Raw genomic sequence first — 21,849 nt, 5'->3', positions numbered from 1 at the left:
AGTTCTACTTTTTCTGGATGCCGTACAATGGCGGTGACCTCATGGCCACGATTCAACACACCTGCAAAATCGATGACCCAACAAAATCCGTCGCGTCAATCAAAGCAATCTTCATCTTGCTCTCCTCATTTGAGCCGGTTTGAACGGAGTGGACAATACCGTGGCCATTTTGCATCCGTTAATGTTTGTCATTGCCGCTCGCCCGGTGCAGATCGATCAGGACACCTGCCTCATTGAGTTCTGCGGTCACCAAGGAACCCTCTGGAAAATCACCCGTTTTAATCTCCTGGCGCTCAATTGGAAACACTCTCTCGCCGTCTGATGTCGCGAGCTTGATCTCTGGCTTCATTCTGCCGACATAGATCAACTTGCCCGTCACGAAACGATGTATTCCTTCCTGGCCTTTCGGGTGGAGATCGATGACCGCGTTGTTTGTATTTAATAATATGGTAACTTCATCACCCTCTTTGGGGGGTTCATGCCCATGGCGTTGGGAGACGTTCGGATTGAGCTGGTACGTAGCTCCACCCGGACCATTTACTGCGAGGGTTCCAGCCTTTTCGACGACCACACCCGAGATTTTCAAATGACCCCGTGGCGGCCCTTCTGTCTCGGTCGCCGCAGAAATCTGAGGAGCAAGGATGATAACGGTTCCGATCAATGCGAGTACGAGCACCTGTTGCCGGCGTGTGGACATGATGTCTCCTTTCATAAGTTTGATGGGCGCCGTGTGATCTATCGCAGGGTATAGAGCCTTCCCTTTGAACTCCCGTGCCTCAGTACGCCACCGCCATCTGCCCACTGCCGAAGACTGCGCGGCGTATGCTGCACGCATATCCAATTGGATCCAATTGATCAGTTGATCAATAGAGACCACCGTCCAAACATTTCATCTTGGGCGATTGGCATGAGAGGCGATCTTCCGAGATGCGCCCGTTGCGTCCGCCGCGCCACTGACCGTTCAAGGGCATCCGCTCGAATCACCATAAGGAGTCGAGATCATCGGGTATTCAGCCGACAGACGTTGTGCCATGGCGTTCTCCCCCCTGATCTGTCTTCTCTCGGCGGGGATGAAAGTGGCGCGCGATGGAGGTGAACTACAGTCATGGGGAGTCTGGCTGTTGCGGACTCCCCAATGACCCTCCTCCAACCTTCGCGTCATGTACCGTTCATGATGAGCTGCTGCAAGCAGGTTCAGACTCCGAAGGCATTTGTTTCGACGACGAGAAATTCGTCCTTCATGTTGCCATGGATATCGCACCAGAATGGATATTGTATGGTCTCACCTTCGCCGCCCCGGCCCTTGGTGAAATAGAGCGTGACCACCTTTCCTGGGTCGACATGGAAGGACTTCGTTCCCTGCTTCGTGGTTACCTCTTCAGCCTCGCCCTCTTTCCGAACCCGAACTTGTTTAAAGAGATTGGAGCTAAACCCGTGCGTCACGTTATCCCGATTGCGAATGATGATCGACGTCAGAACGCCGGGAAACGTGTGTCCTTGGACATGAAACTCTTTGTCTTTCATCGTGACTTCTATCTTCATCTCCTGTTGGGGCTCCTGAGCAATCTGCTGCTGCATATCCTTTACGAGCGCCTGAACGTCAGGAGAGATATCCTTCGTATCACGACTAACCGTCTCAGGAAGAAGTTCTTCACTCGTCCTCATCACGCTCACTTCACCGCTCTTGGGATCGATCTTCATATCCCTCCATGAGACGGGAAGCAGAGCGAGTGTGTTGTTGGCAGTCGTATATCCGATCACCCCCGCTTCGATTCTCCCGGTGCCGGTATCCACAATCACCTTTTCCAAGGTGCCGAGTTCCTTCCCTTGCTTGTCCTTCACCGTCTTACCCACAATGCCGTTTTTCTCCGTTGATTCAAGCGGCCCACGCGGAACAGGAAGCGTTTTATAGTTCTTCGGTATCCCCCCTTCACTCCCCGCCGGTTCAAGATTGCGCTGAGCGAATGCTGCCCCTGCAGAGAGAAGACCGAACACTGCAAGCAGGCTGAAGGCTTGCCTCGCGTTGATGGTCGTCATGGGACTTCCTCCTTTAACTCTAGGATAGGCTAACAACCGTTCGGTGTAGACTGTTAATTCAGTCCGCCACCGTTTCTGACTTTCTCTTCTGCTCTTGACCGATTGCAGTGAGGAAACGAGCACATCTCACCTCCTCTCTTTGTCGGCGGTACGGTTCGGGATCGATGCCGACCAGTCCCTTCGCATCCAACAGCTTCCGGCGCGACGAACCTGGATCGTTAAAAAGCCGTTGAATGTTTAGGGCAACGAATACGTCAAGCGAGGCCATGCGGCATAGCCGTATATCCGACCTTCTTCTTTCCGCTCGATATTGATGCCGCCGACGAAGGGCGTCGTCCCCGTGATACCCTTGAACGCGCCGCTTCCCCAGGTGAAGGTATATTCACCTTGGCAGTCATCCTTCTTTCCGATGCAGCGCATTTCTCCATACGCGGTATCTTTGCCCTCGTGTGCCGTGATCACGCAGAGAGCGGTCTGTTGCTCTTTCTTATCCTGCGTCAAACGCGCCACGGTTTGGCATTCTATTTTGGCCGCATGGATCTGGGCCGGTCCCTGGCCTTGCGGATGCCGAATAAACATCGTCCCGGTTATCACGCCACTAAAGGCCCGTTCACCATCCCCGAGCTCATCGATCACGCCTTTTCCGCTCCAGCTCGCTGTGGCCTCGCCCGCTTCAATAGTCTTTGCCTCAGCTCGGCCGACATGGTCGAATAGTCCCGTGTGGGTGAACAGCGAGACAGCTGCAAGCGTACTCAATATTAGAACGAGCATGATCATCTCCTCCGCATGATCTTGCAAAAGTGCCGCACTCAGCGCCCTCTATCTCAATAGTCCACCGGTTCGTGCATCGCTTCAGTCTCCCGGATCGTGCGCAAAACGACCCTACGCCCCGGTACTTCGTTGGCTCTCCTGTGAGAGCCTTGCTTGATGTTCAGGTAAGGTTCTGTGAGCCTCGCAGGGTCCTCACCCGTTCATCACTCTGTGATGACCAGTGGAACATCGGAAGCGCCATCCGGAGGGCTATTCTTCACGTGCCGGTGCGCAGTGGAAGTTTACATCCCGTCCATCACGAACGAGCATTAGACAATGCGTACACCGGCTCTCTGCGTGCCGGTTATGGCTGCGTAAGTGCGAAGGTTAACGCCGACTGCTTATGCGATGAATCAGCATGAGGCGTGGAACGATGTAAACCTATTGCCCTCATCTTCCTCAGACGAATAGGAACGCCGGCAACCGGATGGCCGTGAAGATCGGAAAAGCAAACCTGTGAGACAGCGAAATGCAAAGAGATCGCGCTCTTCAGCACTTCGGGCACGGAGTAGTTGTATTCCGGGGGATGATCAGCGGGTATAGCAATGAACGAGATTGATGTCGATTACCGGCGCTGCGCTGCTTCTCGAAGCGTTCTGTTGAGATCCTCGCCGAGGGCGGTCAAGATCAATCGAAGAGCTGCATTCCACCCATTGACCAGCGCCTCGGGGGACTTCTCCACGACCTCCACTTCTTGCCGATACTCCTGGTGCAAGAGGATATCTGCGGGACTCGAAGACTCATGGACGAGAAAGACCTGCAGACTCAGAACCGCCTTCGATGGAGTCGAACGGTAATCTCCATACAGCGCGGTCACGTTTCCTTCCAGGCTATGGGTCGCACGCAATGGGCCCGCTGAATCCATCACATATTGAAACAAATTGGCTTCTGTCAGCCAGTTCAGCACCTGCTGCGTCAGCATGGCATTCGGCGAGACAAACCACTCATTGTAAAAGTCCGCTTCATATCGTGCATCGCTGATGCGGTAGACGAATTCCTTTCCTTCGAAGGAAGGGGAGATGCGGAATTTGCGCACCTTCAGGAGCGCGTGAGAAACTGGGCTGAACGCGCCGTCGTCCCGTGGCGCCTCGAGCGCATAATAGTGTTTTTCGGGGTAGTTCGTACTCAGGTTGACACATCCGCCGAATGCAAGAAGGGCGACGCCTGTCCATATCACCGATCCCTTCAATCTCGAACGATTCACCGCCTTGTCGACCCCGCACGCGGCGGAGGTTCGCCGAAGAATACCTGGGCCGGATAGCGTTTCGCATTGTCGGTTAATTCTCGAAGGTTCTCTGAGATCAGTCGCATATTCTCAAGTGTCTCTTCGAAGTCCCGCCCTTTGTTCGAAACAATCCTGTCTATTCGCTGCACGGTCCGGTCCAAACGGCTAAGGGTATCGGGAAATGCTCCAGATCCGCTCTTGATCTGTTTCGAGGCCTGCGACAGGTCGTCCAGGACGTGCCTCGTCTGTAGGACCGTCGCCGCCGCATCGGACATCATGGGTCCGAACTCCGGGTTGTCCAGAAGCCTCCGCGCCTGCCGTGCCGTCTCTTGAAACTCAGACAACATGTGCTCTGCCTCATTCGTCAACTGCTGCAGGTTTGTCTCCTTGACTAACGTCGTCGCATCGAGCAGGAGCGTATCGAGATCACGGGTCACCTTGTCAATGTCGGCCTTTTCCAGGGTTCTGGCGATATTATGGAGGGCGGCACCCAACAGGCTCGCAGTACTGGGCGCGGACGGCACATACTCATGCCGAGGCTTCCAGGGAGGCTCCATCACCGGGTATTCCTTTGGATCGAGATAATCCGCCTCCAGGTACACCACTCCGGTCACGCCTTGCGACGCCAGCCGAACCCGGAGACCGGCGGTGATCTTGCTCAACCGCGCTGCCTTCTTTTCTTCCTCGGCAAGATGCGGCGCCAGGTCGGTCGCGGAACCACGGACGACCACATAGCGACCGTAGCGCAACAGATCTTCTTTGTTCATCTTCGAGCCATATTCATCGCCTACGAAGGCAATGTCGTCAACCGTGCCGACCTGAACGCCGCGATACTTGATCGGCGCGCCCACGGCGAGACCCTGGACCGATTCATCAAAATAGCTTTCCCAATATACGACATGTTTCCTAAACCACTTTCCCCCACCCAGCATCACGATCGCGATGACCGTAACGGCCAGTGCCGAGAGGATGAAAGCCCCGATCTTGAAATAATCCGCCTTGGCGCTCATCCGTTTACCCCGTAGTCTCCGAACTGGACTTCGCGATTGAAGAATTGCCGCACCCATGGAGTGGGAGACTTATCGCGCAGCTCCTGCGGCCGCCCGGTCGCCACGATCTTCTTGACCTGTCCGTCCAACATGATCACGCGATCGGCAATGGTATAGATACTGGGCAACTCATGCGTGACGACGACAAACGTAATCCTGACATTGCGGACGAGGCCCAAAATCAATTGGTCGAGTTCCGCGGAGGTAATGGGATCGAGCCCCGCGGACGGCTCATCCAGAAAAAGAATTTCCGGGTCAAGCGCCATGGCGCGCGCGATAGCCGCGCGCTTTTGCATGCCTCCGCTGATCTCGGACGGCATATACTCCATGAAGGGTTCCAAACCGACCAATTTGAGCTTCATGCGCACGATCAAATCCATGGCATCGGGCGGGAGGTCGGTGTACTCATCCAAAGGCAGCCGGACGTTTTCCAACAGGGTCATGGAACCGAAGAGGGCCCCCCTTTGGTACGCGACGCCAATCCTTTTCAGAATCTTCCTGCGTTGCTCTCCATAGGACATGACGATGTCGTTTCCGGCAATGAGAACGTGGCCGGCCAGAGGTTGGTAAAGGCCGATCATATGCTTCAGTAATGTGCTCTTCCCGCTCCCCGAGCGGCCCGCAATGACCAACACTTCGCCGCGATAGACGTCGAAAGAAATGTCGTCGATCACGACCGTGCCAGGGTAGCCGGCCGTGAGGTGCTGCACTTGAACGATAGGCCTCTCGCTTGGCCGCGTATCCGTCACAGTCCTACAGCCTCAAGGCGTTCACGACGACCGCAAAGACGCCGTCCACAATGGCGATCAATATAATTCCGCTCACCACGGCGCTTGTGGTCGACTGCCCGACCGCACTCGCGCCTGTCGTCGTCTCCAAGCCACGCAAGCAACCAATTGCCGCCACGACGACGCCGTAGACCAAGGATTTGAACAGCCCCAGGAGAAAATCCTTCATCTGCACGGCGGACTGAATCTGGTTGATATAGGTAACCAGTGGAAATCCCATTGACTGCATGACGACCGCGCCTCCGATCAAGCCGAAGAGATTCGCGAAGACGGTTAGAAGCGGCGTCATGGCCACGGCTGCCATCACCCGTGGTAGGACGAGAAATCGAACCGGCTGGAGACCCATGGTGATCAGCGCATCAAATTCTTCCCCGACCTTCATCGTGCCGAGCTCGGCCGCGAACGCCGAACCGGTCCGACCTGCCAGGATAATGGCCGTGAGCAGCGGCCCCAACTCTCGGAGCATCGATATGCCGAGAAGGTTAGCGACGAAAATCTCGGCGCCAAACCGCCGCATGGCCATCCCGGCCTCAAAGGCCAAGATCAGTCCGAGGAGAAACCCAACCAGGGCAATGATCGGCAGCCCATCGACTCCGGCCTGTTCTGTCGTGAGCCACGCATCGGACCACCGAATCGAACGCGGATGGCGAGCGGCATGGAGGAGTTCCATCGCCAGTTCACCGGCAAACTCCAGCAGGACCTTCACGTCGTGCCAAACTTGGAGTGCCGCTCGCCCCACCTGTTCGATGATCGACAGAGATGCGCGGCGACGTCCTGTCGCTGGTTCTATTGCCGGCTCTCCATAGGTGTCGAGGAGGCGCATGAATCTCTCCTGTAACCCATGAATCGCCAGATCGCCGCCTGTACTCGTTTGATGTTGACGAAGCTTGATGATCAAGGCGACACCCGCTCCATCACAATAGGACACTCCCGATGCATCGATGACGACATGGATCGGGTGGGATCCTTGCAGTATGCCCCGAGCTTCCCGCCACAAGCTTCCGGTCGTGCTCATATCTAAACGCCCCGATAGGATGAGCGTCAGAGTGGCAGTATCGCCCGCGACTCGGGCATGAAGTGCACCGCCTTCTTGAGCGACCGCGGCCGGAGTCATGATGCAAGGCCCCTGTTCTCGTGTTGTATTAGAGCGCTTGCCTGCCGATCAAAAGAACGCGTGTTCGCTATCCGGCCCGCGTCAATTCAACATAATAGTGATTGCCGTCATTCAAGGCCGCTTCAACCACTAATACGCCCTTGCCGGATCTGTCGTGCAGTGTAAAGGTTCCCTTTCCCCTGGACGTCTTTCCGAAAAGGTGACCTTCTATGAGCGTGAGGGTGCCGGCTCCCAATAAGATTGCACGGCCTTCATTACTCACCACCGTAAACGTTCCGTTCTCTTCAACATTCAACCTAACCCAAGCATGCTTATGCATGTCCGGTACGTGTTTGCTCAGCCCTTCCCATTTTCCGGCCACCTTGTCGAAGGAGAAAATGGGAACGATCGTCGAACCAGGATGGGTGTGCAATGCCCCACAGCCGACAAGGATGGCCGCAAGCCATGCCACAGTGAACAGCATCGCTGCTTTCCTAAGGCTCTTCATCACGCCACCATTTCCGTCGGTTTCTTTACAACCTCTCTGAACATGCGCTCAGCGACGGATGATCGGTCACTGCGTATGCGCGCCCGAGAGAGACATGTGACTCTCGATCAAAAAACAAAAAAGGAGTCCGACGCCGACCATTTCTACCTTTGTGCGAAGAACTGACCGTAGGGAGCGAAGCCGTGGTTGGGCTGCTTTGCCGGTGACCGGAGCTAACTCACGGCAGGTGCTTCGACCGCTCCTTGAGCTGCATGAGCTCGATCAACGCATGGCGGGCCTCGCGGGCCGTGGACTCCACGTCCAAGCCCTCGAGCATGTCCGTGACCCCGGCGACGATCCTCTCCTTCAGCTCCGCCGTTAAGCGTGTCTGATACAGGTCCTGCCACCAGGCGTCCATCGCAGGACCGAGATGGTCAAGGTGATGCGAGATTCCTCCCCGACCTCCCGCAAGGTGCTGGACGAGGAAGGGGCCGAGCAGCGACCACCTCAGGCCCGGACCATGAGCGATGGCCACGTCGATATCGGCGACGGTCGCCACGCCGTGTGCCACGAGACCGTAGGCCTCCCGCCGGAGCGCCGCTTGCAGGCGGTTGGCGATATGCCCCTTGATCTCCTTGCGGACTCGGATCGGACGCTTGCCGATCGCCCCGTAGAACCACATGGCGGATTCGACGGACTCCGCGGAGGTGGCCTTTCCCCCGACTACCTCGACCAGCGGGATCAGATGGGGCGGGTTGAATGGATGACCGATGAGCACGCGCGCCGGGTGCCGGCAGCTCGACTGCACCTCGCTGATCGGGATACCCGACGAGCTGCTGGCGATGATGGCGTCCGGCCGTGCCGCCTCGTCGATCGCCGCAATCATCGCGCGCTTGGTTTCGAGCCGCTCGGGCCCGTTCTCCTGGATGAAATCGGCCTCCCGGATGGCGTCGGGCAGCGATGAGACGAAGCGCAGACGAGCCTGGGACGCGCCTTCCGCCAGACCCATCCCCTCGACGTCTCGCCACTGCTCTGCCACCCGAGCGCGAAGCCTCACCTCGGCCCCGGCCGATCGCCCTGTCGCGACCACGTCGAAGCCACGCGAGAGGAAGTAGGTCGTCCAGCCGGCTCCGATCACACCGGTGGAGACGATACCGATCGTGCGGATCTCTCTCATCATGGCTCCGAGAGGGAGGACAGGGTCTTGGCCCAGCCCGCAACAGTCACGAGCGGGCGTCATCGCCTAGGCCGAGCACGTCCCTGATGACTTTTTCGTTCGACGTCGGCCACGGTCGAGCGTCGCGACTGTTATCGCGGGTGTTATCATTGACCAGCGGCGAGAAAGAGCGCTATCAGCAATGGGACGAATATGGCCGCTACAAATCCGGATCGTGGCTGTCTCACCTCGCACTACGAAGTCGCCTGCCCCTGTCGCTGACGTCGTCTGCAATTCCCCGGCTGGACCAGTACTCAGGAAGGCCTGACAGGGGCGTTCAGCCTGCCCCCACATGCAATTCATCCCCCAGACGATGCTCATCCGGTACGGCAACGAGTATGTAGAGCGGGTTCCAGGTCCGACCTCTTCGGGATGACGACGGGAGTAACGAGCCGATGCGGCCAGACGGCGAGCCATCGGGTCTGAGGGAAGGCGCCACGGTCACGCCACAGCCTCGGGACCATCCGGCCCCAGCCATGGATAACCTCGGGCCGACACAAGACGACATCTCGGCGGAGATCGAGGCTTGGCACCGGCAGGGCCAGGAACGCCGAGCCAGCGGCGAGGCACGATACCACCCGGAGCTCGACTTCGCTCCGTATCGCAGCAGCGTGCGGCGATATCCCTGGCACGCGCCGCACCTTGTCGATCCCGAGACGATCGAGCTCACCTCGCCCATCTTCGGGTCCCACGAGGTCAGCCCGGAAGAGAGCGACTTGACCAGGCAGCACGTCGGCGAGCCGCTGGGGGAACGGATCATCGTCGCCGGCCGCGTCCTCGACGAGGAGGGCCGTCCAATCCCACATCGGCTCATTGAGATCTGGCAGGCGAATGCCGCAGGCCGGTACGTCCACCAGGGGGACTCGCATCCAGCGCCCCTGGACGAGAACTTCACAGGGGTGGGACGGTGCCTCACCGACGCCGACGGAACCTATCGGTTCCAGACCATCAAGCCCGGCGCCTATCCCTGGCACAATCATCGAAACGCCTGGCGGCCGGCACACATTCATTTCTCGATCTTCGGAGAGACCTGGACGCAGCGCCTCGTCACACAGATGTACTTTCCTGACGACCCATTGCTCCCGCTCGACCCCATCTATCAATCGATCGTCGACCCCGCCGCCCGGGAGCGGCTGATCGCCCGGTACGATCACGGCCTCAGCGCGCCTCAATGGGCTCTGGGGTACCGGTGGGACATCGTGCTGCCTGCGGCAGAGCCGCGTCGAGGAACCAGAGGAACCAATGGGTAGCAAGGAGGCCTCGTGACCTTCGCCCCCACGCCCGGACAGACCGCGGGCCCCTTCTTCGGCTTCGCGCTGCCGTATGCCGGCGGCCCGGATCTGGTCGACCGCAGCCACCCATCCGCTACTCGATTGCATGGGATCGTCTACGACGGCGCGGGAGACCCGGTGCCCGACGCCCTGATCGAGATCTGGCAGGCCGACGAGCACGGCCACCTCCCCGCGGTCGCAGGCTCGTTGCAGAGGGACGGGTACACCTTCACCGGGTTCGGCCGCACGGCGACCGATCCGGCTGGACACTATCAATTCACGACGGTCGAGCCGGGCTTGGGGAAGGAGGGGGCCGGCCCCGTCTTCATCGCCGTCGCGATCTTCGCTCGCGGGCTGCTGCACAAGTTGCACACGCGTATCTACCTGCCCGAGCACCGCCATCTTCTGGCAGCCGACCCAGTGCTCGCTCCCCTCGGCTCAGTACGTCTCGCCACGCTGGTGGCCACCCGTGAAGCCGAGCGGGTCCTGCGACACGACATCCACCTGCAAGGCAAGGATGAGACGGTGTTCCTGGCTTATGAAAGACGATCGCGTGGACTTGCGAACCGCTGACGTCGGGCTGCTCTCCCCGTTCTGGGCCGGGGCGCCGATCACGGCGGCGACCTCGGACCAGGCAATCGTCTCGGCCCTTGTCGAGGTCGAGCTCGCGCTGCTCCAGGCCTACGCCCGGCTGCAGCTCGCCCCCGAGTCAGTCCCGGCCTCCGCGGGCGCGACTGCCCGGTCACTGGCGATCGATCCCGCCGAGCTCGCTGCTCATGCCACCGCCGGCGGCAACCCAGTGATACCCCTCGTGGGGCAGTTGCGAGCGGCTGTCGCGACGCGGGATCCGGACGCGGCCGCATGGGTGCATCGCGGAGCGACCAGTCAGGACATCCTCGACACCGCGCTGATGGTGACCGCCCGAGGCGGCCTCGACCTCGTGCTCGAGGATGTGCAGCGGATCAGCACGGCGCTGGCCGCCCTGGCCGATCATCACCGACGTACCATCATGGTGGCCAGGACGCTTACACAACACAGCGTCCCAACTACCTTTGGCCTCAAAGTCGCCGGCTGGCTGCACGGCGTCGTGCAAGCCGGCCGGCGGCTGATTCGGACCCGCACAGCCCTACCAGTCCAGTGGGGCGGGGCAGGAGGCACGCTCGCGTCGTTCACGGTACTCGGACGGCGAGCGGCCGCGATCGCCATGGGGGAGACGATCGCCGACCAGCTCGGGCTCCGTCCTGCGCTCATTCCGTGGCACACCCAGCGCGCGCCCGTCACCGACGTGGGCGATGCGGCCACACAGCTGACCGACGCCCTCGGCAAGATCGCGTGCGATGTGGTCGTGCTCGCACGCCCCGAGATTGACGAGGTGCAGGAGCCTCGGGCCGGCGGACGGGGTATCTCCTCGGCCATGCCCCAGAAGCGGAACCCCGTGCTGAGCGTGCTCATCAAAGCCGCCGCTCGTCGCGCCCCCGCAGTCGCCGCAACGCTGCATGAGTGTGCGGTGGCGGTCGACGAGCGGCCGGACGGCGCTTGGCACGCCGAATGGTCGGCGGTCCGGGAAGCCCTCCGCCTGGCCGGGGGCTCAGCGCACCTGGCGGCCGAGCTCACCTCGGGCCTGATCGTTAATGCGGACGCGATGCGGATGAATCTGCTCCGGGACGGGCCGCTGGTAGTCACCGAACGTCTCATGCTGGAATTCGGCCCCCTCATCGGGAGGGCGAGGCTCCAGGAACTGGTCGACGCGGCTGCGCAGGATCATGGGGTGAACCTGGCGCGACAACTCCGTGCCGAGCCCGCCCTCACCTCGATCACGGACGAGCACCTCGCCAAGAGCCTCGACCCTCTGAACTATCTGGGTGCCGCCGACGATCTCGTCGACCGAGTGCTTGAGGACTTCGCTGCGCATGGGCTGAAGGGATGACGGTGCCCACGCTCGTCGGCACCCGGTTCGGACGCGCGGGGGGACCGCCCCTGCTCCTGGGGCCTTCCCTCGGGACAACCGTCCTGTTGTGGAAGCGGGCGGCCGCACTGCTCGCATCGCAGTTCACATTGCTGGCATGGGACCTGCCCGGACACGGCCGCTCTCCGGCGACCACCCATCCGTTCAGCGTCGCGGACCTGGCCGAGGGTGTGATCGCGATGGCCGATCGAGCAGGATTCGGGGAGCTGTTCCATGCCGGGGACTCCCTCGGCGGTCAGGTGGGGCTGCACCTCGCCCTGCAGCATGCAGGGCGGGTGAGGGGTCTGGGGGTGATCTGCTCCGGCGCAAAGATCGGCGACAGCAGCGCCTGGCACGAGCGGGCTGCCACCGTGCGCGTCCATGGTATGGCCGTCATGCGGCAGGGATCGGCACAGCGGTGGTTCGCCCCGGGCTTCCTCGAGAAGCAGCCGGAACTGGCGAACGTCTTGCTGGATGAGCTGTCCACGGTGGATGCTGAGAGCTACGCGCGCTGCTGTGAGGCCCTAGCGGCCTCCGACCTCCGCAACGACTTGACGGGGATCAGAGCGCCGACGATCGCCCTCTACGGTGAACACGATACGGTCGTCGGCGCTACGGAGGCACGGTTCATTGCCGCCCAGGTCCGGCAAAGCGCAGCACGAGCGATTCCTGGGGCGGCGCACCTCGCCCCGGTGGAACAACCCGGTGCGGTCGCCGCCTCGCTGGTCGATTTCTTCCGATCCGCTGAACAGGAAAGGAGACGCCATGAAGACGCGTGACCGCACGAGCCAAGAGATCTACGAGAACGGCATGCGGGTCCGCCGGGCGGTCCTCGGGGAGGACCACGTGGATCGCGCGACGGCCGAGGCCGACGACACGACCGCAGACTATCAGGACCTGATCACGCGCTACGCTTGGGGAGACATTTGGACGAGGCCCGGGCTCGATCGGAAGACCCGTAGCGTCATCACCATCACGGCATTGGTGGCCAACGGCCATTACGCCGAGCTTGCGATTCACCTGCGGGCGGCGCTCCGGAACGGGCTCACTCGCGCCGAGATTGGCGAGGTACTTCTGCAGACCGCCATCTACTGCGGGGTGCCGGCTGCGAACTCTGCGTTCGAGGTGGCCCAGCGGGTCTTCGGGGAGGAACGGCAGTCCGAAGGCTAGCACGCTGTTGAAATACAGGTTCGGAGCCTGTACGCACAATCGGCTCAGCGCATCACCGGTGACAACGGGAAACCAGGGCAGGATGTTCAAAAAGGCCGGCGCCCTCATTGCCGATTCGGCAACGGGTAGGCGCAGGCCACAGCGAGGCGCACCGCGCGATGAATAAAGAGCGCCAAGTTTATGCGCGCCCGTGAAATGGTGAGCAGGCGGTGTCTTAACGGCGGAGGCCTAGTCTTGTGTCTAGGTTGACTCCCTGAGCCATGCGAGAACGAAGCTAGCAGCGTTTTTCAACATCCGTGCTAAGCGGCGACCAGCCCGTGGGCCGGCCAGCCGGTATAGGAGTGGGCCAGGAACGTCCGTCCCGCCCGAGATTCGAACCTGGCGTGCAGGTCGGCCCGTTGCCGACGTCTCTGGAAGGCGTCCATGTCCGGATAGTGGTGCAGGATAACGGTCATCCAGTACGAGAAGTTCTGCGCTCGCCAGACTCGCTCGAGCGCCCGGTTGCTGTACTCGACGAGCAAATTCTCCGACCCGCTCCGGAAGAACGATTCGAGCGCCTCATGGAGGACCTTCACGTCGGCTAAGGCGAGATTCAGGCCTTTCGCGCCGGTCGGCGGCACGACATGGGCCGCGTCTCCTGCCAGGAACATCCGACCGTACTGCATCGGTTCTCGGACGTAGCTGTTGAAACCCAGCACGTTCTTCTCGAGGATGGGGCCGCCCTGTAGCTCGAAGCCGTCCGTTCCCGCCATCCGGCTTCGCAGCTCCATCCAGATCCGGTCGTCGCTCCAGGTGTCCGGGTCTTCGTCCGGATCGCACTGGAAGTACAGCCGCTGGAGCGACTCAGTTCGCTGGCTAATCAGGGCGAACCCGTGGTCGGAGTTCGTATAGATCAGCTCGTTGGCGCTGGGCGGCGATTGCACCATGATCGCGAACCAGGCGAACGGGTACCGGTGAAAGTAGTCCGTCCTGTGCTCTTTGGGCACGATTGCCTTGCATAGGCCTTTTGAGCCGTCCGCACCGATCACGGTCTCGCACTGAATCTGGCCGCTGCGACCCTCGTGGTCCCTAACGTGAATGCTTGGAGACTTCATCGTGACGTCGGCGATGCTCGTAACTCTGGTCCGAAATCGCACGTCCCCTCCCTCCCGCGCGAGGACATCCGCGAGGTCCTTCCAGACCTCCGTCTGGGGATACACCCACACGGCCTGGCCCAGGAGCTCCGCGAAGTCGAGCCGGTGGTTCTCGCCGTCGAAGCGGAAATTGACCGCCTCATGGCGGACGCCGTCGGTCAGAACACGATCGGACACGCCGGTATCGATGAGCATCCGGACACTGCCGGGCTCGAGGATCCCGGCGCGGTTGGTCTCGTAGATCTCCTGGTAACTGCGCTGCTCCAGCACAATGGAGTCGATGCCGGACTTGGCGAGCAGATGCGAGAGCATCAGGCCGGCCGGTCCGCCTCCCACGATCCCTACCTGCGTCCGCGTCACCGTCGCTCTGTCATTCATGTCACCCTCCGCGATGAATCGCCTCGGTTGCCGCCAAGAGGGCTGAGAAGTCCTTCGCCGCATGTACTTGTAATGAGACATTCTCCCGGGCCGGCCTGTACGTCCGGCCCGGGACCGACAGCGACGGCTCTCAGAAAGGGTACGGTCGAGGCGTGTGCTGCACGCTGATCCACTGATCGGTTGTCAGCTCATCAATGATCCAGTCCCCGCCGAATCGCCCGAGCCCGCTGTTCTTCTCGCCGCCGAACGGACAGTTCGGCAAATCGTTCACGGGCGAATCGTTCACATGTGCCATGCCGGCCTTCACCTGAAGCGCGACTCGGACGCCGCGCTCGATATCCCTGGTGAACACTGCGCTCGACAAGCCGTACTCTGTGTCGTTCGCGACGCGGAGCGCTTCTTCTTCGCCGTTGACCTTGATAATGGAGACCACCGGCCCGAACATTTCGTCCTGGGCAATTTGCATCTGGGGTGTGACATCGGCAAACACATGAGGGGGCAACACGAGGCCGTGCGGCTCTCCGCCTGCCGTTTGCCGAGCGCCGGCCGATCGGGCGTTCTCAATGTGGGTGATCAACCCTTGGAACTGCGCTTTGTTGATGATCGGTCCAATCGCCGTATCGATGTCATTGGGATTGCCGATCTTCAGTTGACGGACGCGGACCGAGAAGCGCTCGACGAACAGGTCATAGATTGTGGCATCCACGATCAGCCGGTTTGTGATCATGCAAATCTGTCCCTGGTGAAGGAATTTGCCGAATACGGCCGCGTTGACGGCCAGATCGAGATCGGCATCGTCGAGGATGATGCAGGGTCCGTTCCCTCCCAGTTCAAGGGCCACTCGTTTCAGAATGGGACTTTTGGAAGCCAGTTCGGCAATGTGTCGCCCGACGGGCGTCGATCCGGTGAACGAAATAACGCGCGGCACCGCATGAAGGACGAAGGCACCCCGATCACACTCCCCGGCCCGACCACCACGCTGAGGACACCGGGCGGAAGACCCGCCTCTTCATAGATCTTCGCGAGCAAGAGCCCGCCCGTCACCGGAGTGTCCGAGGCCGGCTTGATGACGACGGCGTTCCCGACCGCGAGAGCCGGCGCCACCGAGCGGTTGCTGAGGTGCAACGGAAAATTCCACGGACTGATCACGCCGACGACCCCCGCCGGCTGCCGGTACACGCGGTTTTCTTTGCCGGCGATGTCGCTGGGGAGAATACGGCCTTGTACTCGGTACGGGACTGAAGCCGCTTCGAGCATGATGGCGTGGGCCGAGTCCCATTCGACGTTCGCTTTCAAGCGGGTGCTGCCTGATTCACGAATGAGCCAGCCGATGATCTCCTCCCGTCGCGCCTCCATGATCGCCGCGGCTTGTCGAAGCACAGTGGCACGTTCTGCGGGCAACATCGCCGCCCAGTCAGGCTGCGCGTGTTTGGCGGCCCCGTACGCTTCATTCAGGTCCCGCTCATCGGCGAGCGGAATGCGGACGAGAATTTCGTTCGTGTAGGGATCGCCGTCTTCCGCGCTCCGCCCGCTCCGTCCCTCGCGCCATGACTTGCCCAAGGGCATGCGGTTGAATCCGTCGTAGGCCACCGGCTTCGCGCTGATGTCGTTTGATAACAGTGTCTGAGTCATGATCATCCTCCTGGCGTCCGCTGCATATAGGTACTCATGATGCTGATCGGACAATCGGTTTGATGGTGACGCCTTTCTCGCTGTCCTCCGCCGCTTGGTTGATCTGATCGAAACTGTAGAATTTGACCAGCTTGTCGAACGGAAACCGTCCTTGTGTGTAGAGTTCCACGAGAGTCGGGATAAACAGATCCGGCATGCTGTCGCCTTCGATGATCCCAATAATCCGCTTGCCCGCCGTCATGACCCCGTTCACATCGAGGCTCGCTTCGGTCCCCAGCGCCGGCGCTCCCACGATCCCGCACGTCCCTCGGATCGCCAGCGCGTCGATGGCTTGACGCAGAACGGCAGGTCTGCCGCTCGATTCGAGCGTGAAATCGGCGCCGCCTCCGGTGATCGTGCGCACCGCTTCGACGGGATCGGTCTCGCCGCTGTTAACGGCATGGGTCGCGCCGAGCTTCTTGGCCAGCGCAAGACGCGACGGCACCACATCCGCTGCGATGATGGTGGTCGCACCGGCCACGCGCGCGGCCATCACGGCGCTCAAACCGACCGCTCCACCGCCGAACGTCGCGAAGCTGCTCCCAGGCCTGACCTTCAACGCGTTCATGACGGCGCCCGCGCCGGTTTGAATACCGCAGCCGAGCGGCCCGAGCAGATCCAGTGGAACCTGACTGGACACTTTGACGGCGTTCCGTTCATGGGTCAGGGCAAAGGTGCCGAACGACGACTGTCCAAAGAAGTGATCGTGCACGGCTCCCTGCTTATCATGAGTCGCCGTACTGCCGTCCTCGCGAGCGCCGCCGAAGTTCAAGGCGTAGAAATTCGCGCAGTAGGTCAAATCGCCGCGCAGACAAGGTACGCAATGGCCACACCACATGTAGGTCAGCACAACATGGTCGCCGGCTGCGACTTTCTTGACATTGTTGCCCACCCGTTCGACGACGCCGGCCCCTTCGTGACCGAGAACGATGGGCAGGGGCACGTCGTACAGCTGATCACGCGCCACCATGTCAGTGTGGCACATGCCGGTTGCGACGATACGAATCAGCGCCTCATTCGGGCCAGGATCCTCCAGGTTGAGCGTTTCAATTTGAAACGGCCCGCCTTTGTTGCGGACCACCGCCGCTGTGATCTCGCGAGTCTGCGTCTTCTTATCGGTTACCATTTCAGGCTCCTTTCACTCGTCACAGGACAACGGTCGCCGTCCATTCGCATCAGGCCCTGGATTCATATCCGGTTGGTCCTCTGGTAGCGAATAGTCATCTTCGGCCAACCGCATGGCCATCGATCAGTCCTTCCTTCTTTTGCTAGATATTGATGCCAACGACGAATGGCGTTGTTCCCGTCTTGCCTTTGAATCTGCCGCTTCCATTGGTGGCACCCATAGGGTCTCTCCCATCTCTCCCGATCTTCGATTACCGCGTTCTGTTCCAGCTCGCCGTGGCCTTGCCCACTGCCGAACCATGCTACTATGCCGCCGAGGGGAAGCACCGGTTACAATCTGATGCCGGATTTGCCCGGCGCCAGGATGCCGTTGGGGTCGAGTGCCCGTTTCAACGTCCGATTGACAGACCGCTGAATAGGGTCGTAGGTGTTCGCAACCTTGTCCATAAATGCCGTGTTGGTGCGGTACGATCCGTATCCCTCGGCCGAAAATGTCGTGATGAGCTCATCGAAGCACTGATAGGCCGCCTTGGTCATCTCCGGATCCGTCCGGTCAAACAACATATCCAAGATGTGATGCATGTCCCGCATGCCGACGATAAACTCGCCGGTGTAATCCAACCCGTGCTTGGTCAGGATGCGCTTGGCCATCGCCATCTGCTTGAGGGTCTCGCTGCCCCGCGCTTGACACACGGGCGCAAACCAGAGAGAGCCGCCTCCTCCGCGCCAGTTGTAGAGATTGAACTCTCTCAGATCCATCCCGCCGCGCATGAGGGCCGACCGGTACCCGAATTGCGGATCATCGCCGGCATCCTCTTGCGTCAGGAATTTGGCCTTGCCCGACTTGCCGAAGGCGTCGGTCACGATTTTCCAATTCACGTCCACCTGTTCCTTTTTTATGCCATAGAGCGCAGCCGTGACGTTCCACATGCCTAAGTTATGATCCCTGACCAATTGCCGCACCGCTTCATCCGAAATCGAACCGGGCCCAGACACGTAGTCACTCCGCTTGGCCTTCAACGGCGCTTCGTACAAGGCATGGGCGATCACCCCTGAATTGGGAATGACTCCACTGAGACGCAGCGGCCTCATGATCTCCACGATCTCCACAACGTCCTCTTCATCCTGATATTGAATCAGGAACGGTTTGTATACCGGCGGCGCCGGCTGGAGCCAAAAGCCGAATTTCGTGACGATGCCGTAATTGGATTGCGTGAAGATGCCGTCGAGATACGGGCCGTAGCCCCACTTGAAGACCTGCCACGTGTTGGATTTCGGCAACCCGCCCATCGCCGTGCGGAGGACTTCGCCGTTCGCGAGCACGACTTCCATGCCGCAGGCGTTCAAAAAATGCTCGCCGTAGGGCGTGTAGCCGACTCCGCGATCCAGCGTATTACCGGTCGGCCCGGCAATGGCGGAAGGCGCCGGAACGGACAACCACAAGGGTAACTTGTGCTCCTGAAAGTAATCGTAAAGCTGCCGATAGGTGACGCCGGGCTCGACGAGGGCGTAGCAAAGGTCGCCATCGACCTCGAGGATCCGGTTCATCCGATGCAGATCCAGCACCACCTGACCACGCTCGGCCGGGGCCGCGGACCCGTAGCCTAGATTCTTGCCGGTTGAGATCGTCCAGATGGGAACCTTGTGCTTATTGCAGGTTGCCACGATCTTCTGGATCTGTTCCACGGTCGTCGCCAAAAGTGCCGCGGACGGCGTGTGGTCTTCCTCCGGGACCGGCATCATGACTTTCGTATAGGGAGCAAGCTGTTCCGCCTCCGTCAGTACGTTGCGGTCGCCCAAGATCTGCCGAAACTCCTTGACGGCGGCCTCAAACGTCTGTTCGGAGACGCCCTTCGGCAACGCGACATATCGGCTGGTCATGCTCTATCCTCCCCGCTCTAGACGTCCATGATGAATGAGGCGAACCGTTCCGTCGGCTGCGCCCCCGTTCCGCGGCTCGACTGATGCACGAACGCGCGACCGGCACAGCATTCCGGGGCGGAGTCCGCTCCCAGGGCCGTCGCCATCGCGGCATAGCCTACGGATTCCACCCCGTTCTCTGTCTGCCACGTAACCGAGTCGTGATGACCTGCTTGCGGCGGAATGGGAATCCAGTGATCTGTGGTACGCAGGCTCATTAATTCGCATCCCTCGGACAGCGAAAGCCCTGAACAGTGCATGTGGAGGGCTTCCGCCCCATTCAGCCGGTAGGAGAGGAATCCTTTCGCAGACCAACCAGTCGACGCAGCCTGAGCCGGTAATGCGTGGAGGAATGTTTCTTTGATCGAAAACCCGTGGGGTCCTCGGCTCAATTGGGTCGCCAGTCGTCCTCCTGGACTACAAGCCGCAGATGCTGTGGCTAAATCATGGGATGAATGATCCATCGAGCATGCGTGCATCCCCATGGAGATCAGCCTGGCTCCGGCCGTCCGCGCCAGTTCAAGAAAGATCGCGGCACCGGCATCGTCCATGACCGCAATCCATCTCGCCCCTCGGGACTGCTCCAGCAGCTTGATCATCCTATCCGTGCCGGCCAGCAACCCGCCCTTCAGCTTCACGGTTTCCATATCCTTATATGCCATGCCGGCACAGGCCCCCCGTGCGCCGCTCTCGAACATGTGGTCCGGTCTGGTGTCGCCCAACAATAGCAGGCAATGTCTGGGTCTTCGCGAAGGCTGGTCCGCGAACGCCCATGGAGGAGTGCCGAGCGCCAGGAGAGCTCCGCCCGCCAGCATGCCTTTCATGAGACTGCGTCGGCCGATCTCCATGTGATAGGCCCTCCTTACTTGTCGGCCCCTGCTTTCGATACATATTCGGCCAGCTTCTCCAGCGATTCGTCGTCGATTTCGGCGACGCGGAAGGCCGGCATGGCGCGGCTCCCGTGTCGCACGATCAAGCGAATGTATAGGGGATCGTGGCCCAGGCCTCGGATGGCGGGAGCTACGGACGTCTCATGACACAAGGCACAGACTTTCGCATAGATTTCGGCTCCATCCGTCCATGCGAAGCCCGGTGCGGCCGTTTCTTTGGGGGCAGCCCATGTCACGCTTGTCATAAGCGCGGCTGCCGCCGCTACGGTGAGAATCAGTGCAGCAGGAGCGCTTATCGGCATTGCGTCCTTCATAGCCCGCCTCCTCTCTATGTCGGCAGTTCCCTGTCGGCTTTTCTTTACGTATCAGGCCCTCGCCTTTTTCAAACTCTTCGTCCAGTCTGTGAGCGCCTCCAGCAATTCCTTGATCTTTTGGCTCGTCATGGCATCCTTCAAATTGCCGTGCTCGTCAAACTTCTCGATGGCATGGGCGATCATGACTTCCGGCTGGTTCAGCGGCAACATATTGAGAAAGACAAACATTTGACGCAGGTGATATTGTGCTCGACCTGTCCCGAGCATTCCGATCGAGGCGCCCATGATCCCGACGGGTTTGCCATTCCATACATTGTCCTCATAGGGGCGCGAGGCCCAATCGATCGCGTTCTTCAGCACGCCCGGAACGGAGTAGTTGTATTCCGGGGTCACGATCAGGATCGCGTCGGCCTCCGCGATCTTTCTTTTGAACTCTCGTACTCGTTGCGGCGGTTCGTTCTCATCATCCTGGTTGAAGGGGGGAATCCCATCCAAGTCAAAAATCTCCAGCGTGCTGCCGGAGGGCACAAGTCCGACCGCGACTCGTAACGCAGCTCTGTTGTAAGACCCTCGTCGGAGACTTCCCGCGATACCGAGTAATCTGACCTGATCCGTCATACCTCTCCCTCCCTGACTGGTCCTTTCACCGTTCACCCGGCCTGCCCCATCTGGCGTCTATCCGCCGAGGGAGCAGCCACGTCTTCCTGCGTTCCGGAAACGGGCAGCCTTCGCGCGGCCAAGGCGAGCATGATCAGCCATGTGCCGCTGAACACCATGTCGATGCCGATGAACAAACCAATGATCCACAACCCCGAGACCGGCCATTCGCTCCAAATCAGAATGCCGAGCAGCAGGGTGATAAGGCCGCTTGCCACCAGCCAGCCCCACCTTGGGGGGCGGAGCGCCGCGGCGGCGACAATTCGGAATATCCCGCCAACCAGGAAAAACGCGGCCATGAGGAGTGTCAGCGATACAGCGCCGACTCCCGGATTCACCACCATCAAAACACCGACCACCACGTACAGGATGCTGGTCAGCAGCTCCAGCAGGAATCCCCCCCATCGAGCGTTTTTGAAGGCATGAACCGCCTCGAAGACGCCTCCGAATACGAGAAGCCATCCGAATAGGAACACCGAGGCCAGCGTCACCAGAACGGAATAGGCCAATGCGATGGCTCCGAACACGACGAAGGCAATGCCGGAGGCGAGAACCCATTTCCAATTTTCGTGGATCGAATTGAGATTCGTCTGCAACAGGGTTTCCCGACTTATGGTGGAATCGTAGTTCATGTTGATTGCCTCCCACCTTTCCAAAGAGTTACACGTCC

The 21,849-nt window shown here is 60.2% G+C and carries 21 protein-coding genes and 1 pseudogene; 5 read left to right on the top strand and 17 right to left on the bottom strand.

Features of this window, described 5'->3' with window-relative positions; genetic code table 11:
• Window positions 1-178: 178 nt before the first annotated feature.
• The 9 genes from ACWHYZ_RS10040 to ACWHYZ_RS10000 form a co-directional block, all read right to left on the bottom strand.
• Entirely contained in the window at window positions 179-697 is a 519-nt protein-coding gene (locus ACWHYZ_RS10040) for a hypothetical protein (protein ID WP_447987125.1), read from the bottom strand.
• Window positions 698-1,194: 497 nt separating this feature from the next.
• Window positions 1,195-2,037 (bottom strand): hypothetical protein, encoded by an 843-nt coding sequence (locus tag ACWHYZ_RS10035; protein WP_447987124.1) that lies wholly within the window; start codon window positions 2,035-2,037, stop codon window positions 1,195-1,197.
• 237 nt (window positions 2,038-2,274) lie between these two features.
• Window positions 2,275-2,808, bottom strand: a complete 534-nt coding sequence (locus ACWHYZ_RS10030) for a hypothetical protein (RefSeq protein ID WP_447987123.1) — start codon at window positions 2,806-2,808, stop codon at window positions 2,275-2,277.
• 604 nt (window positions 2,809-3,412) lie between these two features.
• Window positions 3,413-4,024 (bottom strand): ABC-type transport auxiliary lipoprotein family protein, encoded by a 612-nt coding sequence (locus tag ACWHYZ_RS10025; protein ID WP_447987122.1) that lies wholly within the window; start codon window positions 4,022-4,024, stop codon window positions 3,413-3,415.
• Between the two features lie 23 nt (window positions 4,025-4,047).
• On the bottom strand, window positions 4,048-5,082 hold the full coding sequence (locus ACWHYZ_RS10020; RefSeq protein ID WP_447987121.1) for an MlaD family protein: 1,035 nt from the start codon (window positions 5,080-5,082) through the stop codon (window positions 4,048-4,050).
• Window positions 5,079-5,870 (bottom strand): ABC transporter ATP-binding protein, encoded by a 792-nt coding sequence (locus ACWHYZ_RS10015; RefSeq protein WP_447987120.1) that lies wholly within the window; start codon window positions 5,868-5,870, stop codon window positions 5,079-5,081. Before ACWHYZ_RS10015 ends, ACWHYZ_RS10020 begins: the two co-directional genes overlap by 4 nt.
• A 4-nt stretch (window positions 5,871-5,874) precedes the next feature.
• Window positions 5,875-7,023 (bottom strand): MlaE family lipid ABC transporter permease subunit, encoded by a 1,149-nt coding sequence (locus ACWHYZ_RS10010; protein WP_447987119.1) that lies wholly within the window; start codon window positions 7,021-7,023, stop codon window positions 5,875-5,877.
• A gap of 67 nt (window positions 7,024-7,090) precedes the next feature.
• The gene (locus ACWHYZ_RS10005) at window positions 7,091-7,510 is read right to left on the bottom strand and encodes a hypothetical protein (protein ID WP_447987118.1); all 420 of its coding nucleotides are present in this window, start codon (window positions 7,508-7,510) and stop codon (window positions 7,091-7,093) included.
• A gap of 217 nt (window positions 7,511-7,727) precedes the next feature.
• Window positions 7,728-8,669, bottom strand: a complete 942-nt coding sequence (locus tag ACWHYZ_RS10000; RefSeq protein WP_447987117.1) for a 3-hydroxyacyl-CoA dehydrogenase NAD-binding domain-containing protein — start codon at window positions 8,667-8,669, stop codon at window positions 7,728-7,730.
• A gap of 431 nt (window positions 8,670-9,100) precedes the next feature.
• Between ACWHYZ_RS10000 and pcaH the strand changes: the two genes are divergently transcribed.
• Genes pcaH through pcaC form a run of 5 tightly spaced genes read left to right on the top strand, consistent with a single transcriptional unit; the run spans window position 9,101 to window position 13,091 of the window.
• Window positions 9,101-9,955: a protocatechuate 3,4-dioxygenase subunit beta gene (pcaH, locus tag ACWHYZ_RS09995; protein WP_447987116.1), complete on the top strand. Its 855-nt coding sequence runs from the start codon at window positions 9,101-9,103 to the stop codon at window positions 9,953-9,955.
• Window positions 9,956-9,967: 12 nt separating this feature from the next.
• Window positions 9,968-10,549, top strand: a complete 582-nt coding sequence (gene pcaG / locus ACWHYZ_RS09990) for a protocatechuate 3,4-dioxygenase subunit alpha (protein WP_447987115.1) — start codon at window positions 9,968-9,970, stop codon at window positions 10,547-10,549.
• Window positions 10,515-11,903: a lyase family protein gene (locus ACWHYZ_RS09985; protein WP_447987114.1), complete on the top strand. Its 1,389-nt coding sequence runs from the start codon at window positions 10,515-10,517 to the stop codon at window positions 11,901-11,903. Before pcaG ends, ACWHYZ_RS09985 begins: the two co-directional genes overlap by 35 nt.
• On the top strand, window positions 11,900-12,700 hold the full coding sequence (locus tag ACWHYZ_RS09980; RefSeq protein ID WP_447987113.1) for an alpha/beta fold hydrolase: 801 nt from the start codon (window positions 11,900-11,902) through the stop codon (window positions 12,698-12,700). The genes ACWHYZ_RS09985 and ACWHYZ_RS09980 overlap by 4 nt, the downstream gene beginning before the upstream one ends.
• Window positions 12,687-13,091: a 4-carboxymuconolactone decarboxylase gene (gene pcaC / locus ACWHYZ_RS09975; protein ID WP_447987112.1), complete on the top strand. Its 405-nt coding sequence runs from the start codon at window positions 12,687-12,689 to the stop codon at window positions 13,089-13,091. The genes ACWHYZ_RS09980 and pcaC overlap by 14 nt, the downstream gene beginning before the upstream one ends.
• A gap of 299 nt (window positions 13,092-13,390) precedes the next feature.
• On the opposite strand, the gene ACWHYZ_RS09970 is transcribed toward pcaC, so the two are convergent.
• From ACWHYZ_RS09970 to ACWHYZ_RS09935, 8 genes and pseudogenes are all read right to left on the bottom strand, one after another.
• A complete protein-coding gene (locus tag ACWHYZ_RS09970; protein WP_447987111.1) occupies window positions 13,391-14,602 on the bottom strand; it encodes a 4-hydroxybenzoate 3-monooxygenase in 1,212 nt (403 codons plus the stop codon).
• A gap of 130 nt (window positions 14,603-14,732) precedes the next feature.
• Window positions 14,733-16,234 (bottom strand): annotated as a pseudogene (locus ACWHYZ_RS09965) (aldehyde dehydrogenase family protein).
• A 34-nt stretch (window positions 16,235-16,268) separates the two neighbouring features.
• Complete coding sequence (locus tag ACWHYZ_RS09960; RefSeq protein ID WP_447987110.1) at window positions 16,269-17,399, bottom strand: NAD(P)-dependent alcohol dehydrogenase; 1,131 nt, start codon at window positions 17,397-17,399, stop codon at window positions 16,269-16,271.
• Between the two features lie 329 nt (window positions 17,400-17,728).
• Window positions 17,729-19,279 carry an FAD-binding oxidoreductase gene (locus tag ACWHYZ_RS09955; protein WP_447987109.1) on the bottom strand — a complete coding sequence of 517 codons (1,551 nt, stop codon included), beginning with the start codon at window positions 19,277-19,279 and terminating at the stop codon, window positions 17,729-17,731.
• Between the two features lie 17 nt (window positions 19,280-19,296).
• Window positions 19,297-20,166, bottom strand: a complete 870-nt coding sequence (locus ACWHYZ_RS09950; RefSeq protein WP_447987108.1) for a hypothetical protein — start codon at window positions 20,164-20,166, stop codon at window positions 19,297-19,299.
• Between the two features lie 14 nt (window positions 20,167-20,180).
• The gene (locus ACWHYZ_RS09945; RefSeq protein ID WP_447987107.1) at window positions 20,181-20,522 is read right to left on the bottom strand and encodes a c-type cytochrome; all 342 of its coding nucleotides are present in this window, start codon (window positions 20,520-20,522) and stop codon (window positions 20,181-20,183) included.
• Window positions 20,523-20,573: 51 nt separating this feature from the next.
• Complete coding sequence (locus tag ACWHYZ_RS09940) at window positions 20,574-21,140, bottom strand: NADPH-dependent FMN reductase (protein ID WP_447987106.1); 567 nt, start codon at window positions 21,138-21,140, stop codon at window positions 20,574-20,576.
• A 32-nt stretch (window positions 21,141-21,172) separates the two neighbouring features.
• Window positions 21,173-21,811, bottom strand: a complete 639-nt coding sequence (locus tag ACWHYZ_RS09935; RefSeq protein ID WP_447987105.1) for an HdeD family acid-resistance protein — start codon at window positions 21,809-21,811, stop codon at window positions 21,173-21,175.
• Window positions 21,812-21,849: the final 38 nt, after the last annotated feature.

The organism is Nitrospira sp. Nam74 (assembly GCF_965152615.1).
This window is presented reverse-complemented; position numbering and strand designations above follow the sequence as displayed.

What these genes read in the sequence shown, in the direction of transcription:
- ACWHYZ_RS09960 (WP_447987110.1), bottom strand. Translation starts at nt 17,399, where the DNA reads ATGGTAACCGATAAGAAGACGCAGACTCGCGAGATCACAGCGGCGGTG.
- ACWHYZ_RS10005 (WP_447987118.1), bottom strand. Translation starts at nt 7,510, where the DNA reads ATGAAGAGCCTTAGGAAAGCAGCGATGCTGTTCACTGTGGCATGGCTT.
- ACWHYZ_RS09970 (WP_447987111.1), bottom strand. Translation starts at nt 14,602, where the DNA reads ATGAATGACAGAGCGACGGTGACGCGGACGCAGGTAGGGATCGTGGGA.
- ACWHYZ_RS09955 (WP_447987109.1), bottom strand. Translation starts at nt 19,279, where the DNA reads ATGACCAGCCGATATGTCGCGTTGCCGAAGGGCGTCTCCGAACAGACG.
- ACWHYZ_RS09985 (WP_447987114.1), top strand. Translation starts at nt 10,515, where the DNA reads ATGAAAGACGATCGCGTGGACTTGCGAACCGCTGACGTCGGGCTGCTC.
- pcaC (WP_447987112.1), top strand. Translation starts at nt 12,687, where the DNA reads ATGAAGACGCGTGACCGCACGAGCCAAGAGATCTACGAGAACGGCATG.
- ACWHYZ_RS10035 (WP_447987124.1), bottom strand. Translation starts at nt 2,037, where the DNA reads ATGACGACCATCAACGCGAGGCAAGCCTTCAGCCTGCTTGCAGTGTTC.
- ACWHYZ_RS09940 (WP_447987106.1), bottom strand. Translation starts at nt 21,140, where the DNA reads ATGACGGATCAGGTCAGATTACTCGGTATCGCGGGAAGTCTCCGACGA.
- ACWHYZ_RS09980 (WP_447987113.1), top strand. Translation starts at nt 11,900, where the DNA reads ATGACGGTGCCCACGCTCGTCGGCACCCGGTTCGGACGCGCGGGGGGA.
- pcaH (WP_447987116.1), top strand. Translation starts at nt 9,101, where the DNA reads ATGCGGCCAGACGGCGAGCCATCGGGTCTGAGGGAAGGCGCCACGGTC.
- ACWHYZ_RS10040 (WP_447987125.1), bottom strand. Translation starts at nt 697, where the DNA reads ATGTCCACACGCCGGCAACAGGTGCTCGTACTCGCATTGATCGGAACC.
- ACWHYZ_RS10010 (WP_447987119.1), bottom strand. Translation starts at nt 7,023, where the DNA reads ATGACTCCGGCCGCGGTCGCTCAAGAAGGCGGTGCACTTCATGCCCGA.
- ACWHYZ_RS10020 (WP_447987121.1), bottom strand. Translation starts at nt 5,082, where the DNA reads ATGAGCGCCAAGGCGGATTATTTCAAGATCGGGGCTTTCATCCTCTCG.
- ACWHYZ_RS09935 (WP_447987105.1), bottom strand. Translation starts at nt 21,811, where the DNA reads ATGAACTACGATTCCACCATAAGTCGGGAAACCCTGTTGCAGACGAAT.
- ACWHYZ_RS10000 (WP_447987117.1), bottom strand. Translation starts at nt 8,669, where the DNA reads ATGATGAGAGAGATCCGCACGATCGGTATCGTCTCCACCGGTGTGATC.
- ACWHYZ_RS09950 (WP_447987108.1), bottom strand. Translation starts at nt 20,166, where the DNA reads ATGGAGATCGGCCGACGCAGTCTCATGAAAGGCATGCTGGCGGGCGGA.
- ACWHYZ_RS09945 (WP_447987107.1), bottom strand. Translation starts at nt 20,522, where the DNA reads ATGAAGGACGCAATGCCGATAAGCGCTCCTGCTGCACTGATTCTCACC.
- ACWHYZ_RS10030 (WP_447987123.1), bottom strand. Translation starts at nt 2,808, where the DNA reads ATGCTCGTTCTAATATTGAGTACGCTTGCAGCTGTCTCGCTGTTCACC.